The 16,586-nt window shown below is 65.6% G+C and carries 11 protein-coding genes; all 11 read right to left on the minus strand.

Annotation, left to right across the window (positions count from 1 at the left end; translation table 11 throughout):
- Positions 1 to 3: 3 nt before the first annotated feature.
- Positions 4 to 2,541 (minus strand): PAS domain-containing hybrid sensor histidine kinase/response regulator family protein, encoded by a 2,538-nt coding sequence (locus H0I86_RS13695; RefSeq protein WP_180925423.1) that lies wholly within the window; start codon positions 2,539 to 2,541, stop codon positions 4 to 6.
- A gap of 178 nt (positions 2,542 to 2,719) precedes the next feature.
- Positions 2,720 to 4,675: an acetoacetate--CoA ligase gene (locus H0I86_RS13700; RefSeq protein ID WP_180925424.1), complete on the minus strand. Its 1,956-nt coding sequence runs from the start codon at positions 4,673 to 4,675 to the stop codon at positions 2,720 to 2,722.
- Between the two features lie 172 nt (positions 4,676 to 4,847).
- Positions 4,848 to 5,633, minus strand: coding sequence for a 3-hydroxybutyrate dehydrogenase (locus H0I86_RS13705; RefSeq protein WP_180925425.1), 786 nt, complete (start codon positions 5,631 to 5,633; stop codon positions 4,848 to 4,850).
- A 7-nt stretch (positions 5,634 to 5,640) separates the two neighbouring features.
- A complete protein-coding gene (locus tag H0I86_RS13710) occupies positions 5,641 to 7,032 on the minus strand; it encodes a GntP family permease (protein ID WP_180925426.1) in 1,392 nt (463 codons plus the stop codon).
- Between the two features lie 287 nt (positions 7,033 to 7,319).
- Positions 7,320 to 8,738, minus strand: coding sequence for a sigma-54 interaction domain-containing protein (locus H0I86_RS13715; protein ID WP_180925427.1), 1,419 nt, complete (start codon positions 8,736 to 8,738; stop codon positions 7,320 to 7,322).
- Positions 8,739 to 8,930: 192 nt separating this feature from the next.
- Entirely contained in the window at positions 8,931 to 10,505 is a 1,575-nt protein-coding gene (locus H0I86_RS13720) for an ABC transporter ATP-binding protein (protein WP_180925428.1), read from the minus strand.
- A 29-nt stretch (positions 10,506 to 10,534) separates the two neighbouring features.
- Entirely contained in the window at positions 10,535 to 11,557 is a 1,023-nt protein-coding gene (locus H0I86_RS13725; RefSeq protein ID WP_180925429.1) for an ABC transporter permease, read from the minus strand.
- Complete coding sequence (locus H0I86_RS13730) at positions 11,557 to 12,618, minus strand: microcin C ABC transporter permease YejB (protein WP_180925430.1); 1,062 nt, start codon at positions 12,616 to 12,618, stop codon at positions 11,557 to 11,559. Before H0I86_RS13730 ends, H0I86_RS13725 begins: the two co-directional genes overlap by 1 nt.
- Positions 12,618 to 14,486: an extracellular solute-binding protein gene (locus H0I86_RS13735; protein ID WP_180925431.1), complete on the minus strand. Its 1,869-nt coding sequence runs from the start codon at positions 14,484 to 14,486 to the stop codon at positions 12,618 to 12,620. Before H0I86_RS13735 ends, H0I86_RS13730 begins: the two co-directional genes overlap by 1 nt.
- Before the next feature lie 135 nt (positions 14,487 to 14,621).
- A complete protein-coding gene (locus tag H0I86_RS13740) occupies positions 14,622 to 14,903 on the minus strand; it encodes a peptidylprolyl isomerase (protein ID WP_007924449.1) in 282 nt (93 codons plus the stop codon).
- A gap of 273 nt (positions 14,904 to 15,176) precedes the next feature.
- Complete coding sequence (locus H0I86_RS13745; RefSeq protein WP_180925432.1) at positions 15,177 to 16,268, minus strand: 3-deoxy-7-phosphoheptulonate synthase; 1,092 nt, start codon at positions 16,266 to 16,268, stop codon at positions 15,177 to 15,179.
- Positions 16,269 to 16,586 lie beyond the last annotated feature (318 nt).

Here is a 16,586-nt window from a genome sequence, read left to right on the forward strand (position 1 = left end):
AAATCAGCCTTGCTGGCCGATCATCTGACGAATCTTCTGGGCCAGCGCCTCGATGGAAAACGGCTTGGCGATCAGGTTCATGCCAGCGTCGAGAAAGCCTTGGCGTTCGGCGGCTTTTTCCGCGTAGCCGGTCATGAACAGGACCTTGAGCTGCGGCCGCCGCTGGCGGGCGATTTCCGCCAGTTGCCGGCCGTTCATGCCCGGCAGGCCGACGTCGGTCACCAGCAGGTCGATGCGCCGCTCGGACTCCAGCAATGGCAGCGCGCTCTTGGCGTCCTCGGCCTCGAAGGCGGTGTAGCCCAGCTCGCCCAGCACGTTGAGCACCAGCATGCGCACCGCCGGGTCGTCCTCCACCAGCATCACCGATTCGCCAGCCACCGCGTAGGGCGCTTCGACGCTGGCCGGTGCCGGGCTGTCGGCCTGGGCAGCGCTGTGCAGGCGCGGCAGGTACAGGCGCACGCAGGTGCCCTGGCCCGGTTCGCTGCTGATGGTCAGGTGGCCGCCGGATTGCTGGGCGAAGCCGTAGATCATCGACAGCCCCAGGCCCGTGCCCTGGCCGATGGGCTTGGTGGTGAAGAACGGGTCGAAGGCCTTGGCCAGCACCCGCGGGGTCATGCCGGCGCCGTTGTCGCTGACGCCGAGCATCACGTAGTCGCCGGCCTTGACCGGCTCCAGGGTGCCCAGGTCGCTGCCGTTGAGGTAGCTGTTGGCGGTCTCGATGGTCAGCACGCCGCCGTCGGGCATGGCGTCGCGGGCGTTGATCACCAGGTTGAGCAGGGCGTTTTCCAGCTGGCTGGCGTCGCTGTTGATCGACCAGACGTTGTCGCCCAGGTTCATCTTCAGCTCGATGTGTTCACCCTTGGTGTGGTTGAACAGGTCGTGCAGCGAGCGCACCAGCTGGTTCGGTTCCAGTGGCCGGCGGTCCAGCGACTGGCGCCGGGAAAACGCCAGCAGGCGATGGGTGAGGGCGGCCGCGCGCTTGGCCGAGGACATCGCGGCCTCGGTGAAGCGGCCGATCTCGGCGCTGCGATTGTCATCGATGTAGCGCTGCATCAGCTCCAGGCTGCCGATGATGCCGGTGAGCATGTTGTTGAAGTCGTGGGCGATACCGCCGGTGAGCTGGCCCACGGCTTCCATCTTCTGCGCATGGCGCAGGGCGTTTTCGGCGCGCTCGCGCTCGAACATCTCACTCTGCAGGCGCTGGTTGGCGGCGGCCAGCGCCTGGGTGCGCTCGGCCACCCGTTCTTCCAGGGTTTCGTTGAGGTGGCGCAGGGCTTCCTCGGTCTGTTTGCGCTCGGTTTCGTCGATCACGAAGATGTAGAAACCATTGATCGCGCCGTCGGCGCCGTAGCGCGGCAGGTACTTCATCAGCGCATGCCGCGCGCGCCCGTCGCGGTGCGGTGAATTGGCTTCGAAGCTGCACGGCTTGCCGGCCAGGGCAGCGGCGATCTTGTCGGCGCGGGTGGCGTAGATCTCGTCCCCCACCACTTCGCGGATGGTGCGGCCGTACAGCTCCTGCGGGGTCAGGCCGTACCAGTCGAGGTAGGCGCTGTTGTTCAGGCGAAAACGCTCTTCGTGGTCGACGTAGCCGATCAGCACCGGCATGGCGTTGATGATCAACTGCAACTCGGTCTGGCTCTGGCGCAGCGCCTGTTCCATCTGTTTGCGGTCGGTCAGGTCCAGGGCGGCGCCGAGGAAGCGCACCGGCCGGCCGTGGTGATCCTTGTAGCAGCGCCCGCGGGCGAAGACCCAGCGGACCTGGCCGTCGGGCTGTTGCAGGCGGTATTCCTCGGCGTACTCGGTGCCGTGGGTGATGCAGTGCTTGATGCTGCGCGCCACCATGCCGCGGTCTTCCGGGTGCACGCCCTTGAGGTATTCGCTGATGGGCAGTTGCCCGGCCAGGGCCGGGTCGATGCTGTGCAGTTGGGCGAAGTGGGCGTCGGCGATAAAGCGGTCGTCGCCGATGTCCCAGTCCCAGGTGCCGACCGCGTCGGTCGCCGCCAGCGCCAGTTGCAGGCGTTCTTCGGTTTCGTGCTGGGCCTTGAGGCTGGCCGCCGAGCGCTGCTCCAGTTCCAGGGCGATGCGCCGGCGCTCGTTGGTTTCGATGCTGGTCACCAGGATCCCGGCGACTTCGCCGCTTTCGTCGCGGATCGGGCTGTAGGTCAGGTCCAGCCAGACGTCCGACTCGCGGCCGTGGCGCTGCAGGGTGAAGGGTTTTTCGCTGAAGGTGCGCACCTGGCCTTGCAGCACGGCGCTGTAGATCGGCGCGGTGAAGTCCTGGAGTTCCGGCCAGGTCAGGTGGGTCGGCTGGCCGAAGGCGCCAGGGTGCTTGTTGCCGGCCAGCAGAGCGAAACCGTCGTTGTAGATCTGGGTCAGCTGCGCGCCCCACAACAGCAGCATCGGCATCGGCGAATGAATCACGATGTCCACCGCGGTGCGCAGGCTCTGTGGCCAGTGGTCGACCGCGCCCAGCGGCGTGGCGGCCCAGTCCAGCCGGGCAATCAGGGTTTCGGCTTCGCTGCCGGAGGTGGGGGCGTTCATGTCGGGGCTGTCCTGAGCGTGCATCACGCCGGCATTGTAGCCGCTGCCGCGGGCTGCGATCGACGGCGTAGCCGGCGCAAGGGCGGTTTGCGCGATCCGGCAGGTGGACCGGGTTGCCCGGTTTTGCGGCCCCTGCGGTGCCGGGCGCAGCCTGCGGCAGCGGCTACAGGGACGGCGGTCAGTCCCGTAGCTCAGGGCGATCGCGAAACTGCTCCAGCGCCTCGGGGTTGGCCAGGGCGTCGGTGTTTTTCACCGGCAGGCCGTGCACCACGTTGCGCACCGCCAGTTCGACGATCTTGCCGCTGATGGTCCGGGGAATGTCGCTGACCGCGAGGATCTTCGCCGGCACATGGCGGGGCGTGGTGTTGGCGCGGATCGCCTGGCGGATCTGCTCCTGCAGGGCGTCGTCCAGTTGCACGCCGTCCTGCAGGCGCACGAACAGCACCACCCGCACGTCGTTGTCCCATTGCTGACCGATGGCCAGGCTTTCCAGGACCTGTTCGAGTTTCTCCACCTGGCGGTAGATTTCCGCGGTGCCGATGCGCACGCCGCCGGGGTTGAGCACGGCGTCCGAGCGGCCGTGAATCAGCCAGCTGCCATGGGCCAGTTGCTCGGCGTAGTCGCCCTGGGCCCAGACCCCGGGGAACTGGCTGAAGTAGGAGGCGCGCAGCTTCTCGTGCCGCGGGTCATGCCACAGGCCGATGGGCATGGCCGGGAAATGCCGGGTGCAGACCAGTTCGCCCTTTTCGCCGATCACCGCCTGGCCCTGGTCGTTCCACACCTCGACCGCCATGCCCAGGCCCTTGCCCTGCATTTCGCCGCGGTGCACCGGCAACAGCGGGTTGCCGATGATGAAGCAGGAAATGATATCGGTGCCGCCGGACATCGAGGCCAGGCACAGGTCCTGTTTGAACGCCCGGTACACGTAGTCGAAGCTCTGCGGCGACAGCGGCGAGCCGGTGCTGAGCAGGGTCTTGAGGCTGGCCAGGGAATGGCTTTGCCGTGGCTCGATGCCGGCCTTTTCCAGGGCCACCAGGTACTTGGGGCTGGTGCCGAAAACAGTGATGCCTTCCTGGTCGATCAGGTCGATCAGGTGTTCGGGCGCCGGGTGGAACGGCGAGCCGTCGTACAGCAGCACCGTGGCGCCCACCGCCAGGGCGGAGACCAGCCAGTTCCACATCATCCAGCCGCAGGTGGTGTAGTAGAACAGCACCTCGCCTGCGTGCAGGTCGGTGTGCAGGCCGTGTTCCTTGAGGTGCTGCAACAGCACGCCGCCGGTGCTGTGGATGATGCACTTGGGTACGCCGGTGGTGCCGCTGGAATAGAGGATGTACAGCGGATGGGCGAAGGGCACGGCGACGAACGCTGGCTCGCCGCCGGGGCGGTAGAAGTCGTCCCACAGCGCGACCCTGGCCGAGGTGCGGAAGTCTTCGGCGCGGGCTTCGGGCCGCGCATATGGCACGATGATCAGCTGTCGCAGGGACGGCAGGCGTTCGAGGATTTCGTTGACCTTGGCCGTCTGGTCGATCTGTTTGCCGGCGTAGCGGTAGCCGGCGCAGGTGATCAGCACCTTGGGTTCGATCTGGCCGAAACGGTCGATCACCCCCTGGGTGCCGAAGTCCGGCGAGGAGCTGGACCAGACGGCGCCGAGGCTGGTGGTGGCGAGCATGGCCACCAGGGTCTGCCAGGTGTTGGGCATGCAGGCGGCGACCCGGTCGCCAAGGCCGACGCCGGCGGCCCGCAGGCTCTGTTGCAGGCCGGCGACATGGGCTGCCAGCTCGTTGTAGGTCAGCTGTTCGCGCTGGCCGTTCTCGTTGATCGCGATTACCGCGACGCCGTCGTCACGGCGCTTGAGCAGGTGCTCGGCGAAGTTCAGGGTGGCGTCGGGGAACCACTGGGCGGCGGGCATGCTGCTGCCCTCGATCAGCACCGCGCTGGGGGGCGCATGGAACTCGACGTCGAAGAAGTCGACTATGGCCTGCCAGAAGGCTTCGCGCTGCTCGATGCTCCATTGGTGCAGGGCGGGGTAGTCATCGATGTCCAGGTCGTAACGGTGATTGATCAAGCGCCGGAAGGCTTCCATGCGGGTCTTGCTGATGCGCTCGGCACTGGGTTGCCAGAGTAATTCGGACATGGGTGGCCTCTTGTTTTTCTGCTGCACACACAAAGCTGTTCCAACTCTACCCGTAGCCGCTGCCGCAGGCTGCGATAAGGTCCGAAGGACCTTCAGCGATCTTGAGTACGCCACGACCGTTCCGGTCGATCGTCCGAACGCGGCCCGAACCTGCGGCAGCGGCTACAACGGCTTATTGCGCCAGCCAGCCGCCGTCGATATTCCACGCCGCGCCACGCACCTGGCTGCCGGCCTCACTGCACAAGAATAGGACCAACTCGCCCAGCTGCGAAGGCGTGACGAACTCCAGGGACGGTTGTTTTTCCGCCAGCAGGTCGTGCTGCGCCTGTTGTGGGTCGACACCGGCCGCGGCGCGGTCGTCGATCTGTTTCTGCACCAGCGGGGTCAGGACCCAGCCTGGGCAGATGGCATTGCAGGTGACGTTGCTGGTGGCGGTCTCCAGGCCGACCACCTTGGTCAGGCCGATCACTCCGTGCTTGGCCGCCACATAGGCGGCCTTGCCCACCGAGCCGACCTGGCCATGCACCGAGGCGATGTTGACGATCCGCCCCCAGCCCTTGGCGCGCATGCCCGGCAGGCTCAGGCGGGTGCTGTGGAACACCGACGACAGGTTGATGGCGATGATCGAGTCCCAGCGCTCCACCGGGAATGCCTCCACTGCCGCCACATGCTGGATGCCGGCGTTGTTGACCAGGATGTCGACGCCGCCGAACTCGCGCTCGGCGTAGGCGAGCATGTCGACGATCTGCGCCGGGTCGCTGACGTCGGCCGGGTGATGGCCGACCTTGCCGCCGCGGTCTTTGTTGAGGCGCGCGACCTCGGCGATCACCGTCGAGGCATCGCCGAAACCGTTGAGGATCAGGTTGGCGCCGGCCTTGGCCAGGCTCAGGGCTATCCCTAAGCCAATGCCGCTGGTGGAGCCGGTGACGAGGGCGGTCTTGCCCGCAAGATTGCTCATGAATACCTCACACAATGCCGGTGGCGTAGAAAGTGGCGATCACGACGAAGACGGCCAGGGTCTTGATCAGCGTAATGCAGAAAATGTCCTTGTAGGCTTGGCGGTGGGTCAGGCCGGTGACCGCCAGCAGGGTGATCACCGCGCCGTTGTGCGGCAGGGTGTCCATGCCGCCGCTGGCCATGGCTGCCACGCGGTGCAGCACTTCCAGCGGGATGTTGGCGGCGTGGGCGGCGCTGATGAAGGTCTCCGACATGGCCGCCAGGGCGATGCTCATGCCGCCCGAGGCGGAGCCGGTGATGCCGGCCAGCAGGGTCACGGTGATGGCTTCGTTGACCAGCGGATTGGGGATGCTTTTCAGCCAGTCCGACAGCACCAGAAAGCCCGGCAGGGAGGCGATCACCGCGCCGAAGCCGTATTCCGAGGCGGTGTTCATCGCCGCCAGCAGGGCACCGCTGACCGCGCTCTTGCTGCCCTCGGCCAGCCTGCCGCGAATGGCCGAGAAACCGAACACCAGGACCATGATGATGCCCACCAGCAGGGCCGCCTGGACCGCCCAGATGGCGGTGAGCTTGGCGACGTCGGTCTGCACCGGGGCGGCCATGCCGGCCAGGGCCAGGCTATGGGTCTTGCCGTACCACTGGGGAATCCAGTGGGTGAACAGCAGGTTCATCAGGCCCACCAGCAACAGCGGCGACAGGGCGATCCAGGGGTTGGGCAACTGGATGTCGGCGGCGGTTTCCGGCTCGTTGCGCAGGTCGCTGCCGTAGCCCTCACCGGCCTTGTGCGCCTTGTTGCGCTGGCGCTGGAGAAACAGCATGCCGGCGCAGAACACGAAAATGGTGCCGATCACCCCCAGCCAGGGCGCGGCCCAGGCGGTGGTATTGAAGAAAGTGCTGGGGATGATGTTCTGGATCTGCGGGGTGCCGGGCAGGGCGTCCATGGTGAAGGAGAACGCGCCGAGGGCGATGGTCGCCGGGATCAGGCGCTTGGGGATATTGCTCTGGCGGAACATCTCCGCAGCGAACGGATAGACCGCGAACACCACCACGAACAGCGAGACGCCGCCGTAGGTCAGCAGGGCGCAGACCAGCACGATCACCAGTATCGCCTGGCGGGTGCCGAGCAGGCGGATGGCCGCCGCGACGATGGAACGGGAGAAGCCCGACAGCTCGATCAGCTTGCCGAACACCGCGCCGAGCAGAAACACCGGGAAGTAGAGCTTGATGAAGCCGACCATCTTCTCCATGAACACGCCGGTGAAGGCGGGCGCCACGGCGGACGGGTCGGTGAGCAGGACGGCGCCGAGGGCGGCGATGGGGGCAAAGAGGATAACGCTGTAGCCACGGTAAGCAGCCAACATCAGCAGCGCGAGGGCTGCCAGGGCAATGATCACACTCATGGTGTGTCTCTCCAGGATTGTTATTTTTGTAGGGTGTTGCGGGTGTGGGAGGGGCTATAGCGAGTTTTGTGCCAGATGGTTAAGTATTTGATAAATAACAATATTTTATGGTTTTTGAGGGTGAAAGCAGAGCTTTGTCTCTATTTTGAGACTTTTGTCGGCTACAAGGGCCTTATCGCGGGCAAGCCTCGCTCCTACAGAAGCATGCGTGGACCTTGTAGGAGCGAGGCTTGCCCGCGATCAGCGCGTAGCGCTGGCTCTTTCTCTGTATGGAGATGTGTATCTCTTTATTGAGACTCTTCGATCCCCAGCGCCGCCATCTTCTTGTACAGGGTCGAGCGCCCCAGCCCCAGGCGTGCCGCGGCTTCCACCACCTTGCCGCCACAGTGGGCCAGGGCTGCCTCGATCACCTGGCGGTCGAAACGCTCGCGCGCGGCGGCGAAGGTTTCGTTGGCTTGCACCTCGGCGGCCTGGGCGCTGGCCGCGCGTGGTACCGGGCTGAAGGTGCCGATGGCCGCGCGCAGGTCGGCGGCATTGAGCATCAGGTCGTCGCTGAGCAGGGCGGCGCGTTCCAGGACGTTGCGCAGTTCGCGGATATTGCCGGGCCAGGCGTGCTGGCCGAGCAGGGCCAGGGCATCGGGGGTCAGTTCGTGCTGGCTGCGCAGTTCTTCGAGGATGGCTTCGCTGAGGGCCGGCAGGTCGTCCAGGCGTTCGCGCAGCGGTGGCACCTGGATCGGCAGTACATTGAGACGGTAGTACAGGTCGGCGCGGAATTCGCCGCGCTTGATCGCCGCTTCCAGGTCGGTGGAGGTGGCGGCGATCACCCGCACGTCGCTCTGGATCACCTCGTTGGAGCCCACCGGCTCGAACTCTTTCTCTTGCAGCACCCGCAGCAGCTTGCTTTGCAGGGGCAAGGGCATGTCGCCGATCTCGTCGAGAAACAGCGTGCCGCCCTGGGCGATCTGCAGCTTGCCGGCGCGGCCCTTGCGGTCGGCGCCGGTGAAGGCGCCGGGAGCGGTGCCGAAGAACTCGGCCTCCAGCAGGGTTTCCGGAATCGCCGCGCTGTTGATGCTGACAAAGGCCTTGTGCGCCCGTGGCGACGCGGCGTGGATGGCCTGGGCCAGCAGCTCCTTGCCGGTGCCGGTCTCGCCTTGCAGCAGCACCGGCGAGTCGGCGCTGGCGCTGCGCCGGGCGCGGCGTTTGACTTCCAGGCTGGCGGCGCTGGTGCCGATGAAGTGGGCGAAGTTGTATTTGGTCTGCCGCGCCCGCAGCAGCGAGCGGGTCGAGGCCAGTTCTTCCTGCATGCTCAGGTAGCGCTTGAGCATCGGCGACAGGCTGCGCAGCTCGTCGAACAGGGCAAAGCCGATGGCGCCGATCACCGCCCCGGCATCGTCGTGGATCGGCAGGCGCATCACCACCAGCGGGTCCTTGGGGGTGTCCTGCATGTCCAGCAGGATCGGCCGTCCGGTGCGCACCACTTCGCGCAGCAGGCTGCCGGGGATCACGCTTTCGCAGGCCTTGCCGATGGCGAACGCCGCCGACTCCAGGCCGAAGCGCCGGGCGTAGCGCTCGTTCATCCAGACGATATTGGCGTCGCGGTCGACAATCACCGTGCCCTCGCTGGATTGCTCGATGATCTCGAACAGCGAACGGATCGCCAGTTGGCGAACCCGCTGGTAATCCTTGAGGCTTTCGGTGTCGTTCATGGGGAAGGTCCTGAAGGGAGCGCGGCGCCGATTATGCCGGGAATCTTCACGGCTGGCTCTTGCCTTGTAGCCGCTGCCGCAGGCTGCGATCGACCGGAACGGTCGTGGCGATATCACTGGCGCTGGAAGACCCTACGGGTCTTATCGCAGGCTCCGCCAGCGGCTACAGATCTGTGCTCCTACAGAACAGGGTCAGGCGGGGTGGGCGGCGGCCAGCAGTTCCTGGGTGTAGGGATGCTGCGGCGCTTCGAACACTTCGTGGCTGGGGCCGCGCTCGACTACCTTGCCGTCCTTGATCACGATCATGTCGTGGGCCAGGGCTCGGACCACGGCCAGGTCGTGGCTGATGAACAGGTAGGTCAGGCCATGCCGCTCCTGGAGCTGGCGCAGCAGCGCCACCACCTGCTTCTGCACGGTGCGGTCGAGGGCCGAGGTCGGTTCGTCCAGCAGGATCAGCGCCGGCTTGAGCACCAGGGCGCGGGCAATGGCGATGCGCTGGCGCTGGCCACCGGAAAACTCGTGGGGGTAGCGATGGCGGCTGGCCGGGTCCAGGCCGACTTCCTCCAGCACCTGGATCACCTGCTGCTCGCACTGCTGGGCGGTGGAGTGGCTGTGCACTTCCAGCCCTTCGCTGATGATCTGTTGCACCGACATCCGTGGGCTGAGGCTGCCGAACGGGTCCTGGAACACCACCTGCATCTGCTTGCGCCACGGCCGCAGCTGCTTCTGGTTGAGGCCGTCGAGGGCCTCGCCCTGGAAGCGGATGCTGCCTTCGGAATCCAGCAACCGCAGGATCGCCTGGCCGAGGGTCGACTTGCCCGACCCGGACTCACCGACGATGCCCAGGGTCTTGCCCCGTTGCAGGCTCAGGCTGATGCCGTCCACCGCCCGCAGGTATTGCTTGCGCCGGAACAGCCCGCCGCCGATCTGGAACTGCACATTGAGGTCGTCCACCTGCAGCACCACTTCGCGCTCGTCCCGGGGCAGGGCTTCGCCTTCCGGCTCGGCGTTGAGCAGCACGCAGCTGTAGGGATGCTTGGGGGCGGTGAACAGGGTTTCGCACGGTGCCTGTTCGACGATCTGCCCGGCCTTCATCACACAGACGCGCTGGGCGATGCTGCGCACCAGATTGAGGTCGTGGCTGATCAGCAGCAGCGACATGCCCAGGCGCTGTTGCAGGGATTTGAGCAGCAGCAGGATCTTGCGTTGCACCGTCACGTCGAGGGCGGTGGTCGGTTCGTCGGCGATCAGCAACTCCGGTTCGCAGGCCAGGGCCATGGCGATCATCACCCGCTGGCGTTGGCCGCCGGAGAGCTGGTGCGGATAGGCCTTGAGCCGCTCCTCGGGCTTCTGGATGCCCACCAGTTGTAGCAACTCGAGGATCCGCGCCTGGGCCGCCTTGCCGCCCAGGCCCTTGTGCAGCAGCAGGGTTTCGCCGATCTGCTTTTCGATGCTGTGCAGCGGGTTCAGCGAGGTCATCGGCTCCTGGAAGATCATGGCGATGCGATCGCCGCGCAGTTTCTGCAAGGTCCGCGCATCGGCGCCGAGCAGCTCCCGGCCACGGTAGCGAATGCTGCCGCTGCTCTGGGTGTCGCAGTCGGGCAGCAATTGCAGGATCGAATGGGCGGTCACCGACTTGCCCGACCCCGACTCGCCGACCAGGGCCAGGCACTCGCCGGGGCGGATATCCAGGCACAGGTCGCGCACCACCTTCTGGTCGCCGAAGGCGACGTTGAGGTTGCGGATTTCAATCAGGTTGTCAGTCATTTCAGCATCCGCTTGGTCAGGAACATGGCTCAAGAACGTGGATCGAAAGCATCGCGCAACGCCTCGCCGATAAACACCAGCAGCGAGAGGATCAGCGCCAGGGTGAAAAATGCCGTCAGGCCCAGCCAGGGCGCCTGCAGGTTCTGCTTGCCCTGGCCGATCAACTCGCCCAGGGATGCGCTGCCAGCGGGCATGCCGAAGCCGAGGAAATCCAGGGCGGTGAGGGTGGAAATCGCCCCGGTGAGAATGAACGGCAGGTAGCTCAGGGTGGCGTTCATCGCATTGGGCAGGATGTGCCGCACGATCACCTTGCGGTCGTTGAGGCCCAGGGCGCGGGCGGCCTTGACGTATTCCAGGTTGCGCCCACGCAGGAACTCGGCGCGCACCACGTCCACCAGGGCCAGCCAGGAGAACAGTGCCATGATCCCCAGCAGCCACCAGAAGTTCGGCTCGACGAAACCGGACAGGATAATCAGCAGGTACAGCACCGGCAGCCCCGACCAGACCTCCAGCAGGCGCTGGCCCAGCAGGTCGACCCAGCCGCCGTAATAGCCTTGCAGGGCGCCGGCGGCGATGCCGATCAGGGCGCTGATAAAGGTCAGGGCCAGGGCGAACAGGATCGACACCCGGGCGCCGTAGATCACCCGGGCCAGCACATCCCGCGCCTGGTCGTCGGTGCCCAGCCAGTTGACCGCGGTCGGCGGGCTCGGCGCCGGGCGGCTGAGCTCGTAGTTGGGCGTGTCTTCGCTGAACGGGATCGGCGGGAACAGCAGCCAGCCGCCGTCCTGGCGGATCAGCTTCTGCACATAATCGCTGCGATAGTCGGCCTGGAACGGCAGCTGGCCGCCGAACTCCTGCTCGGTGTAGCGCTTGAACACCGGGAAATACAGCGAGCCCTGGTAGCTGACCACCAAGGGTTTGTCGTTGGCGATCAGTTCGCCGCCGAGGGTGAGGAGGAACAGGCCGACAAACATCCACAGCGACCACCAGCCACGGCGGTTTTTCTTGAAGCGGTCGAAGCGCCGGCGCGCCAGCGGGGAGAGCTTGAGCATCAGGCGTTCCTCGCGGCGAAGTCGATACGCGGGTCGACCAGGGTGTAGCAGAGGTCGCCGATGAGTTTTATCAGCAGGCCGAACAGGGTGAAGATGAACAGCGAGCCGAACACCACCGGGTAGTCCCGCGACACCGCGGCCTCGTAGCTCATGCGCCCGAGGCCGTCGAGGGAGAAGATCACCTCGATCAAGAGGGAGCCGGCGAAGAACACGCTGATAAAGGCCTGGGGAATGCCCGAGACCACCAGCAGCATGGCGTTGCGAAACACATGGCCGTACAGCACCCGGCGTTCGCTCAGGCCCTTGGCCCGGGCGGTGACCACGTACTGGCGGGTGATCTCGTTGAGGAACGAGTTCTTGGTGAGGATGGTCAGGGTGGCGAAGCCGCCGATCACCAGGGAGGTCACCGGCAGCACCAGGTGCCAGAAGTAGTCGGCGACCTTGCCCAGGGTGCTCAGTTGCTCGAAGTTCTCCGAGACCAGCCCGCGCACCGGGAACCAGTTCAGCGAGGTACCGCCGGCGAACATCACGATCAGGAACATGGCGAACAGGAAGGCCGGCATGGCGTAGCCGATGATGATCGCGGTGCTGCTCCAGATATCGAAATGGCTGCCATGGTGCACCGCCTTGCGAATCCCCAGGGGGATCGACACCAGGTAGGTGATCAGCGTCGCCCAGAGCCCGAGGGAGATGGTCACCGGCATCTTTTGCAGGATCAGCTCGGTGACCGTGGCGCCGCGGAAGAAGCTCTTGCCGAAGTCCAGCTGCGCGTAGCTTTTGAGCATTAGCCACAGGCGTTCGTGGGCCGGCTTGTCGAAACCGTACTGTTTCTCGATGTCCTTGATCAACTGCGGGTCGAGGCCGCGGCTGGCCCGCGAGTTGCCGCTGACGCCGTCGCTCGAGCCACCGAGGTTGCCGCCGCCCCCTATGCCTTGCAGGCGGGCGATGGCCTGTTCCACCGGGCCGCCGGGGGCGGCCTGGACGATGGCGAAGTTGACCAGCAGGATGATCAGCAGGGTCGGGATGATCAGCAGCAGGCGCCGCAGGATATACGCCAGCATCAGTGCGGCCCTCCAGGCTTGCCGCGCTGGACGCGCTCGGCCGCCATTTGCTCGTTGGTCAGGGGCGTGCGGCTCATTTCCCACCAGCTTTCGATGGCTTCGTCATTGCTGGCGGGAATGGCCGGCATGCCGAAGCGGTTCCACCACACGGTGGAGGTGCCCGGCGGGTAGTAGTTGGGGATCCAGTAGTAATTCCATTGCAGCACCCGGTCCAGGGCATGGGCATAGCGCAGCATCTGCGGCTGGCTGGTGGCCTTGACCAGGCCGCTGATCAGGCTGTCCACCGCCGGGTTCTTCAGCACCATCAGGTTGCTGGAGCCGGGGTCGTTGGCCGCCGCCGAACCGAAGTAGTTGTACAGCTCCAGCCCCGGCGAGGTGGTCACCGGGTAGCCGGTGACGATCATGTCGTAGTCGCGGGCCATCAGCCGGTTGACGTACTGCGAGGCGTCGATGCGGCGGATTTCCAGGGTGATGCCGATCTGCGCCAGGTTGCGCTTGTACGGCAGCAGCAGGCGCTCGATGCCGTTCTGGCTGTTGAGGAAGGTGAAGCGCAGCGGTTCGCCGTCGGCGTTGACCAGCGTGTCGCCGTCGGGTTTCCAGCCGGCCGCTTCGAGCAGGGCCAGGGCTTGCAGTTGCTTGTCGCGGATCAGGCCGCTGCCATCGGTTTTTGGTGCCTCGAACACCTGGGTGAAGACTTCGTCGGGGACCTGCCCGCGCAGCGGTTCGAGGATTTTCAGCTCTTCGGCATCCGGTAGCGCCCGCGCGGCCAGGGCGCTGTTGGAGAAGAAGCTCTGCTGGCGGATATACAGGTCGCGCATCATCTGCCGGTTGCTCCACTCGAAGTCCCAGAGCATGGCCAGGGCCTGGCGCACCCGGCGGTCCTGGAACATCGGTTTTTGCAGGTTGAACACGAAGCCCTGGGCCGGTTGCGGCGCTTCCTTGGCCAGGTGGGCCTTTTGCAGGCGGCCGTCGTCCAGGGCCGGGCTGTCGTAACCGATGGAGAAGCCGGTGGCGGAGAACTCGCGGTTGTAGTCGTAGGCGCCGCCGCGCAGCACCTGGCGGGCGACGTCGGTGTCGCCGAAGTACTCGATGCTGAAGCGGTCGAAGTTGTACAGGCCGCGGCTGACCGGCAGGTCCTTGCCCCACCAGTCGGCATCGCGGGTGAAGGTGATGCTGTTGCCGTTATCGACCTTGCTCACCTTGTAGGGGCCGCTGCCCAGGGGCGCTTCGTAACCCCCGCCACCGGCGAAGTCGCGGCTCTTCCACCAATGCTCGGGGAGCACCGGCAGGGTCGCGATATCCAGGGGCAGGGTACGGTTTTCATTGCTCTTGAAGTCGAAACGGATCACCCGCGGCGACTCGACCTCGACGTCCTTGACGTCGGCGAACTGGGTGCGATAGCGCAGGCTGCCCTGGGTCATCAGCAGGTTGTAGGTATAGCGCACGTCCTCGGCGGTGATCGGCTTGCCGTCGGCGAAGCGCGCCTTGGGGTTGAGGTAGAAGCGCAGCCACAGGCCGTCGTCGGCGCGCTCCATCTTTTGTGCCACCAGGCCATAGACGGTGTAGGGCTCGTCCAGCGAGCGCTGGGCCAGGGGCGAATAGATATAACCGTCGAGTTGCGAGACGCCGATGCCTTTGTCGATGTAGGGCAACACATGGTCGAAGCGGCCGATCTCGATGGCCGAGCGGCGCATGCTCCCGCCCTTGGGCGCCCGTGGGTTGGTGTAGGCGAAGTGGCTGAAGCCGGCGGGGTATTTGGCCGGTTCGCCATAGACGGTCAAGGCGTGTTGCGGTGCGGCGTCGGCACTCGCGGCCCCCAGCAGCAGGGCCAGGGCGGTGAAGATCATGGAGGGGAAAAGCAGGCGCATTGTCAGCCTTAAGAGCCGGGTGATCGATGACCACGATTTGTACGCTACCGGCGCGCTGCTGACCAGCGCGGGCCGTAGCCCAAACACAACGGCCCACCAAAGGGCGGGCCGTCGTTCACGCAAATCGCGACAGGATCAGTCCTGGCGGCTGGTCACTTCCAGCAGGTGATAACCGAACTGGGTCTTCACCGGGCCTTGCACGACGTTGACCGGGGCGCTGAACACCACGGTGTCGAATTCCTTGACCATCTGGCCTGGGCCGAACGAGCCGAGGTTGCCGCCGTCACGGCTGGATGGGCAGGTGGAGTTCTTCTTGGCGACTTCGGCGAAGTCGGCGCCGGCTTCGATTTCGGCTTTCAGTTCATTGCACTTGGCTTCGCTGGCAACGAGGATATGACGGGCGGTGGCTTTGGCCATGGGAGTTGCTCCTTTCAAGAAAGTGGTGAGCCTACCGGATTGTGTGGCCTATTTCTCGTCAAAGTTCCGTCAAGGCATTGCAGCAAAGGATGGCCGGTAGGGCCACCCGCCGTAACCCCTGGCGCAGGCGGCGAAGGCCCGGGCCAGGGCTCTGCTTCTGTAGGAGCAGGGGGGGGGACGCCCAGTCCTTGCCCGCGATACAGGCGACGCGAAAGGTCAGTTACACCGCGTCATCATTTATCGCGGGCAAGCCTCGCTCCTGCAGTCCCAGGATCAGGCGGAAGCCGGAATGTCTTGCCGGGCGTTACGCAACTGCCGGGCGGCATTGCGCAACAGCTGCTCGGTAGCGTCCCAGCCCAGGCAACCGTCCGTCACCGAAACCCCGTAGCGCAGGGTCGGGCTCAGGGGCTGGCAACCCTCGAACAGATGGCTCTCCAGCATCACCCCGACCAGGGACGAATCGCCCTGCAGGCGCTGCTCCAATACTTCGTCGAACACCGCCGGTTGGCGCAAGGGGTCCTTGCTGCTGTTGGCATGGCTGCAATCGACCATGATCCGCGCCGGGATCTTCAGCTTCTGCAGGTCGTTCTGGATCTGGGCCACGCTCTGGCGATCGTAGTTCGGGCCGCGATGGCCGCCGCGCAGCACCAGGTGGGTATCCGGGTTGCCCGGGGTCTGGATCACCGCCGGATGGCCCTGGCTGTCGACGCCGAAGTGGCGGTGCGGGTGCGCCGCCGAGCGCATGGCGTCGCAGGCGATGCCGACGCCGCCGTCGGTGCCGTTCTTGAAGCCCACGGGGATGCCCAGGCCGCTGGCCATTTCCCGGTGGATCTGCGATTCGGTGGTGCGCGCGCCAATGGCGACCCAGCTCAGCAGGTCGTCGAAGTAGCCGGCGGCCATGGGTTGCAGCAATTCGGTGGCGATCGGCAGGCCCAGGCGGAGCATTTCGCGCATCAGTTCACGGGACAGGGTCAGGCCGCCGGCCATGTCGTCGCTACCGTCCAGGCGTGGGTCGTAGGCCAGGCCTTTCCAGCCGACGGTGGTGCGGGGTTTTTCGACGTAGGCGCGCATCACCAGCAGCAGTTCGTCGCTGACTTCGGCGGCCAGGCTGGCCAGGTTGCTGGCGTATTCCAGGGCGGATTGGGGATCGTGGATCGAGCAGGGGCCGACGACGACCAGCAAACGGGAGTCTTCACCGTTGAGGATGGCGCGCACCGCCTGGCGATGGGCGGCGACTTGCTGGCCGAGGGCCGGGCTGAGGGGCAGTTGCTGCTTGAGCTCCAGCGAGCTGGGCAGGCGCCGGGTCAGGGTTTCGTTGGCGCAGTTGCGGGTGGACAGCGGCAGAGCGGAGACGGACGAGTTCATATTCAAGGCTTCCTGGGCAGGGCGGCGGGTGGTGTCCCGCGCGCGGCCCTACTGGGGTGTTCGACAATTGGCCGGATTGGCTGTGCAGGTGTGTTTGCCACCAGTAGGTGACCGATCGGAGGCGGCAGGCTGTCCCGAACGGAGGCTGCTAAATCGCCAGGCGCAGCAGGTGTCGTAACGGTAATAAGTGGCGTAGTTCATGGTTTGAATCCTCGGTAAGTTCGGCGTGTTGCTGAAAGTCGTGGTTAAAAATCTTTGGCCCGGAAAAACAAAACCCCCGGTCGGGAGGCCGACCGGGGGTGAGATTTTCTCTGGTAG

This window comes from Pseudomonas chlororaphis subsp. aurantiaca, from assembly GCF_013466605.1.
Classification (GTDB): Bacteria; Pseudomonadota; Gammaproteobacteria; order Pseudomonadales; family Pseudomonadaceae; genus Aquipseudomonas; species Aquipseudomonas chlororaphis_I.

What these genes read in the sequence shown, in the direction of transcription:
- H0I86_RS13695 (WP_180925423.1), bottom strand. Translation starts at nt 2,541, where the DNA reads ATGAACGCCCCCACCTCCGGCAGCGAAGCCGAAACCCTGATTGCCCGG.
- H0I86_RS13700 (WP_180925424.1), bottom strand. Translation starts at nt 4,675, where the DNA reads ATGTCCGAATTACTCTGGCAACCCAGTGCCGAGCGCATCAGCAAGACC.
- H0I86_RS13705 (WP_180925425.1), bottom strand. Translation starts at nt 5,633, where the DNA reads ATGAGCAATCTTGCGGGCAAGACCGCCCTCGTCACCGGCTCCACCAGC.
- H0I86_RS13710 (WP_180925426.1), bottom strand. Translation starts at nt 7,032, where the DNA reads ATGAGTGTGATCATTGCCCTGGCAGCCCTCGCGCTGCTGATGTTGGCT.
- H0I86_RS13715 (WP_180925427.1), bottom strand. Translation starts at nt 8,738, where the DNA reads ATGAACGACACCGAAAGCCTCAAGGATTACCAGCGGGTTCGCCAACTG.
- H0I86_RS13720 (WP_180925428.1), bottom strand. Translation starts at nt 10,505, where the DNA reads ATGACTGACAACCTGATTGAAATCCGCAACCTCAACGTCGCCTTCGGC.
- H0I86_RS13725 (WP_180925429.1), bottom strand. Translation starts at nt 11,557, where the DNA reads ATGCTCAAGCTCTCCCCGCTGGCGCGCCGGCGCTTCGACCGCTTCAAG.
- H0I86_RS13730 (WP_180925430.1), bottom strand. Translation starts at nt 12,618, where the DNA reads ATGCTGGCGTATATCCTGCGGCGCCTGCTGCTGATCATCCCGACCCTG.
- H0I86_RS13735 (WP_180925431.1), bottom strand. Translation starts at nt 14,486, where the DNA reads ATGCGCCTGCTTTTCCCCTCCATGATCTTCACCGCCCTGGCCCTGCTG.
- H0I86_RS13740 (WP_007924449.1), bottom strand. Translation starts at nt 14,903, where the DNA reads ATGGCCAAAGCCACCGCCCGTCATATCCTCGTTGCCAGCGAAGCCAAG.
- H0I86_RS13745 (WP_180925432.1), bottom strand. Translation starts at nt 16,268, where the DNA reads ATGAACTCGTCCGTCTCCGCTCTGCCGCTGTCCACCCGCAACTGCGCC.